Annotated in this window: 6 protein-coding genes; 4 read left to right on the top strand and 2 right to left on the bottom strand. The window is 75.6% G+C overall.

What is annotated here, in order from left to right; genetic code table 11:
• Nucleotides 1–546, bottom strand: a 546-nt coding sequence (locus tag MNZ27_RS22840; RefSeq protein ID WP_277958238.1) for a hypothetical protein, incomplete at its 3' end; no start/stop codon positions are given.
• A gap of 205 nt (nt 547–751) precedes the next feature.
• Between MNZ27_RS22840 and MNZ27_RS22835 the strand changes: the two genes are divergently transcribed.
• Nucleotides 752–1,534, top strand: a complete 783-nt coding sequence (locus MNZ27_RS22835) for a hypothetical protein (protein ID WP_242396370.1) — start codon at nt 752–754, stop codon at nt 1,532–1,534.
• A 29-nt stretch (nt 1,535–1,563) separates the two neighbouring features.
• Here the strand turns inward: MNZ27_RS22835 and MNZ27_RS22830 are convergent, their stop codons facing one another.
• Nucleotides 1,564–1,761, bottom strand: coding sequence for a hypothetical protein (locus tag MNZ27_RS22830; RefSeq protein ID WP_242396369.1), 198 nt, complete (start codon nt 1,759–1,761; stop codon nt 1,564–1,566).
• A 142-nt stretch (nt 1,762–1,903) separates the two neighbouring features.
• Here MNZ27_RS22830 and MNZ27_RS22825 point away from each other — a divergent pair, with 142 nt between their 5' ends.
• The 3 genes from MNZ27_RS22825 to MNZ27_RS22815 form a co-directional block, all read left to right on the top strand.
• On the top strand, nt 1,904–2,716 hold the full coding sequence (locus MNZ27_RS22825; RefSeq protein WP_242396368.1) for a DUF3014 domain-containing protein: 813 nt from the start codon (nt 1,904–1,906) through the stop codon (nt 2,714–2,716).
• A 153-nt stretch (nt 2,717–2,869) separates the two neighbouring features.
• On the top strand, nt 2,870–3,382 hold the full coding sequence (locus MNZ27_RS22820) for a c-type cytochrome (RefSeq protein ID WP_242396367.1): 513 nt from the start codon (nt 2,870–2,872) through the stop codon (nt 3,380–3,382).
• Nucleotides 3,379–4,475: molybdopterin-dependent oxidoreductase (locus MNZ27_RS22815; RefSeq protein WP_242396366.1), on the top strand; the 1,097-nt coding region annotated here is incomplete at its 3' end. The genes MNZ27_RS22820 and MNZ27_RS22815, both read left to right, overlap by 4 nt.

The raw sequence follows: 4,475 nt of genomic DNA, 5'->3' as shown, positions 1-4,475 counted from the left end.
GGGGGCCGCGGAGGTCCCGCCGCGCGGGGCGGCGCCGTCGGGCCGCGGCGCCGCGGGGCGGGCCAGCTCGGCTACGGGCTTCGGCGCGCGCTCCCGGTACACCGCCACGCCGATCATGCCGACGTCGCGGGCGTCGCCCTCCAGCGCCGCGTAGGATCGCGGCACCGTCGCGAACCGGAACGTCGCCACAGAGTCGAGGCCGAGCCGGTAGCCGTCGACGGTCACCTCCCCGTACGGCTCGACCACGTATCCGCGCTTGCCGGCGGAGGCCGGCCGTCCGTCGAGCACGTCGCGGCCGTCCACCGACACCACCACCTCGGCGCGCCACGAGGCGCCGTTCCGGACGCGCACGGAGTAGCGCTGGCCGAGCGCGCCGAGCGCATAGGTGCGGCCGCGCCGCTCGAACGTCGGCAGCGGTGCGCCGCGCTCGTCCAGGAGCTCCACCGCGTACGGGCCGGCGCGAGCAGGGGACACGGGCTGGGCGCGGGCCGGCGTGGTGCACGCCAGGAGCGCGAGTGCGGCGGCGACGAAGGTCCAGGGACGCATGAGGTCTCCTCCTGGCCAGGTGAACGCGCGACGCGCGGAAAGGATCTGCCGGGCCCTCGCCCGCCCGCCAGCACCGCACGCGTTCGCCCCGACGAGCGCATTGCGGAGGCGCACCCGCCTCCTCGCGCGCTCCTAACGCTCCACGACGTTGCCGTCGCCGGCGCGGGCTCCAGATTTTCAGGCGAGGCTTTACCGAGGGGGAACCATGACGATGCCGTGGCGATGGATGCTGCCGTGCGCCGCGCTGGTCGGAACCAGCGCGTGCGCGAGCATGCGCGGGGAGACGAAGGCGCCGAGCCCGACGGCGCAGCGGGTCCAGGTGCAACAGGAGGAGTCGCAGCGCGCGCTCGCGGCGGCCCACGAGGCGCAGCAGAAGGCCTCGGAGCAGGAGAAGCGGGCCGCGGACGCCCAGGCCGAGGTGCAGAAGAAGCAGCAGGAGCTGATGCAGGCGCAGCAGAGGGCGGAGCAGGAGTCCGCCAAGGCGCAGCAGCTCCAGCGTGAGGCGACGGCGCTGACGCGGCAGTCCGCGCAGCAGGCGGAGCGGGCCCAGCAGCGGGCGGGCGGAGCGCTGGCCGAGCAGGGTCAGCAGGTCCGACGCGGCGAGCAGACGGCGTCCGGGCTGGTGACCGAGGCGACCCCGAGCTCGCTCGCGGTGCGGCAGCCGAGCGGCGAGACGATGACCTTCCGGATCACCGACCGGACGCAGATCGTGCTCGACGGCCGCCCGGCCTCGGCGAACGAGATCCAGCAGGGAGCGGACGCGCGCGTGGCGTACGAGCTCGGCGGCCCCCGACCCACCGCGATCCACGTCCAGGTGATGAGCGGCAACCCCCTCGGGGCTCGGCCTCCCGCGGAGACCGGGACGGGCGCGGGCCCGTCTCCGGCGCAGCCGGAGAGCGGCACGCCGCAGGGCGTCCAGCCCTCGCCGCAGCCTTCGCCGCAGCCTTCGCCCGAGGTCAGCCCGCCGCCCTCGCGGCCCTCGCCTTAGCGACGGACGTGCTCGCCCCGGAGGGCCGATCAGCGGCTGGGCGGCTTCTCTTCCGGCTCTCCGGGCGCGGGCTCCGCCTCGGGCGGCCACACCGGCGGAGGGATCGTCCCGTCCTCGAACTTCACCTTCCCGACGAGGACGCAGCCCTTCATCCCGGGGCGGCAGTACGCGCCGACCACCTTCTTGCAGATGCCCTTCACCTCGTGGCGGCAGCTCCAGGAGCTCATCCGAACCTCGTCGCAAGCGCCCTCTGGCATCGAACTACTGCGCTCGTGACGCTCGACGCAAGCGGGTCGCGCCGTGAAAGATCTTCCCGCCTCGAGCGTTCCAACCGACGTGGGCGAAGACACCGGTGATCGCGAGGGGCGCATGGCCGAGGGGGGCCGCCGGCGGAACCGTCCGCTGAGCCGGGGCGAGTGGGCCGCCGTCGCCCTCTCCCTGACGCTCGCCGCCGGCGTGGCCGCGTACTGGTGGCGGCAGCACCGCGAGCGCGGCCCGGTCGGCGAGGCCATCGCGCCCACGTCCGAGCGGGGGGAGGTCCCCTCCTCGCCGCCGTTCGGCGGGGCGGCGCCCGCGCCCTTCGTCAAGGCGCCCCCGGCGACGGTCCAGGCGCAGCTCGGGCCGGCGAGCGCCCATCCGCTCTACCGCCGCGCCCTCCTGGGCGACGACGTCCTCTCCCGCTGGGTCGTGGTCCTCGACGATCTGGCGGAGGGCGCATCGCCGCGGCGAGCCCTCGAGCTCCTCGCGCCGGATCAGCCGTTCACCGTGAGCGGATCCGGCGGGAGCGAGGCCATCGCGGCCGCCGCCTACGCGCGCTACGACGCGTTCGGCGACGCGGTCGCCTCCGTGGACGTGACGATCCTCGCGCGGGCGTATCACGCGCTCCACCCCGCGATCGAGACGGCGTACCGGGCCCTCGGCTACCCGCCGGGCGCGCTCGACCGCGCCACCGCCCGGGCGCTCCGCCGGATCGTCGACGCGCCGGTGATGGACGGCGAGGTGATCGTGGTGAACCGCGGCGGCCTGTTCGTCTTCGCCAACCCGGCGCTGGAGCAGCTCCCGCCGGTCGAGAAGCACCTGCTGCGGATCGGGCCCCGAAACACCCGCCTCCTCCAGGACAAGGCGCGCGCGCTCCAGCAGGCGCTCGGCCTCGACGGTGCGGCCACCCGCATCACCGACTGAAGGTTGAAATCAGGCCCGCCCGCCTGATCTTGGTCAATTCGCGAGCAGCAAGGCGGGGCCGCCCCTCTCCGGGGCAGATGCGTCCGGCCGAAGCGCCTCTACCTCTGCACCGACCGTCAACCCGGAGCGCCACGCCCGTCCGGAGGCCTCTGCATGCGAGCCCCGATCGTCCTGTGCGCAGCGGCGCTCTGCGCCTGGACCGCCGCGCGCGCCGCCGGCCCGCCGAGCCCGCTCGCCCGCGCGGGCGAGCGGCTGTTCATCGGCGAGGACCGGCTGCAGAACGGCGGCGCGCCCTGCCTCGCCTGCCACGCCTTCGCTGGCCACGGCCTCGCCTGGTCCGCGAGCTTCGGGCCGGACCTCTCCGACGCCCGCGCCCGCTACGACGCCGACGCCCTCGGCGCGCTCCTCGCCGACGTCCAGCTCCCGAGCATGGAGCCCGTCTACCGCGGCCACGCGCTCACGCCGGGGGAGCGCGACGACGTCGTCGCCTTCCTGCTCCAGGCCGAGGCCGTACCCGAGGTCGGCTCGCGCCGGCGGCTCGCGATCCGGGCCGGCGCGGTCGCGCTCGCGCTCCTCGGCGCGGCGTGGCTGGTCTCGCGCCGCCGCATGCCACCGGCCCGCGCCGCGCTCGCCGCCCGGCGCGCCGCCCGCGGGAGGTCGCGATGAGCTTCCTCAGGGACGTCCTCGACCCCGCCTCCCGCCGGTGGGAGCGCGCCTGGCGCGAGCGCCACCAGCACGACCGGCGGGTCCGCTCCACGCACGGCGTGAACTGCACCGGGAGCTGCTCCTGGAACGTGCACGTGAAGGAGGGGATCGTCGCCTGGGAGTCGCAGGCGACCGACTACCCGCTCCTCGAGGGGGTCCCGCCGTACGAGCCCCGGGGCTGCCAGCGCGGCGCGTGCTACTCGAGCTACCTCTACGCGCCGCACCGGCTGAAGTTCCCGTACCTCCGCGGCGCCCTCGCGGACCTGTGGCGCGCGGCCCGCGCCCGGCACGGCGACCCGGTGGCGGCCTGGGCGTCCATCGTGGACGCCCAGGACCGCCGCCGCGCCTACCAGGCGACGCGCGGCCGGGGCGGCTTCCGCCGGGCGAGCTGGGACGAGGTGCTCGAGCTCGTCGCCGCCGCGATCGTCCACACCGTGAAGCGCTGGGGGCCGGACCGCGTCGCCGGGTTCTCGCCCATCCCGGCCATGTCGATGGTCTCCTTCGCCGCCGGGTCCCGCTTCCTCCAGCTCCTCGGCGGCGTGAACCTGTCCTTCTACGACTGGTACTGCGATCTCCCCAACGCCTCGCCCGAGGTGTTCGGGGAGCAGACCGACGTCGCCGAGAGCGCCGACTGGTTCAACAGCAGGTACGTCGTCGTGATCGGCGCGAACCTCGCCGTGACCCGCACGCCCGACGCGCACTTCCTGTCGGAGGCGCGCCACGACGGGGCCAAGGTCGTCGTGCTCTCGCCGGACTTCAACGCGACCTGCCGGCACGCCGACTGGTGGATCCCCGCCCACGCCGGGCAGGACGGGGCGCTCCTCCTCGCGGTGACGCACGTCCTGCTCCAGGAGTTCCACGCGGCGCGCGAGGTGCCGCTCTTCCGCGACTTCCTCGCCCGCTACACCGACGCGCCGTTCCTCGTCGCGCTCGAGCCCGGCGCGGGCGGCGCAGCGGCGATCGGGACCGGCGCGGGCTACGCCGCGGCGATCGGAGCCGACGTGGCCGGCGCCGCGGCGATCGGAGCCGACGCGGCGTACGCCGCGGCGATCGG

This window comes from Anaeromyxobacter oryzisoli, from assembly GCF_022690765.1.
In the GTDB taxonomy this organism is placed as follows: domain Bacteria; phylum Myxococcota; class Myxococcia; order Myxococcales; family Anaeromyxobacteraceae; genus Anaeromyxobacter; species Anaeromyxobacter oryzisoli.
The sequence above is the reverse complement of the archived record's forward strand: the minus strand, read 5'-3'. Positions and strand labels throughout refer to the sequence as shown.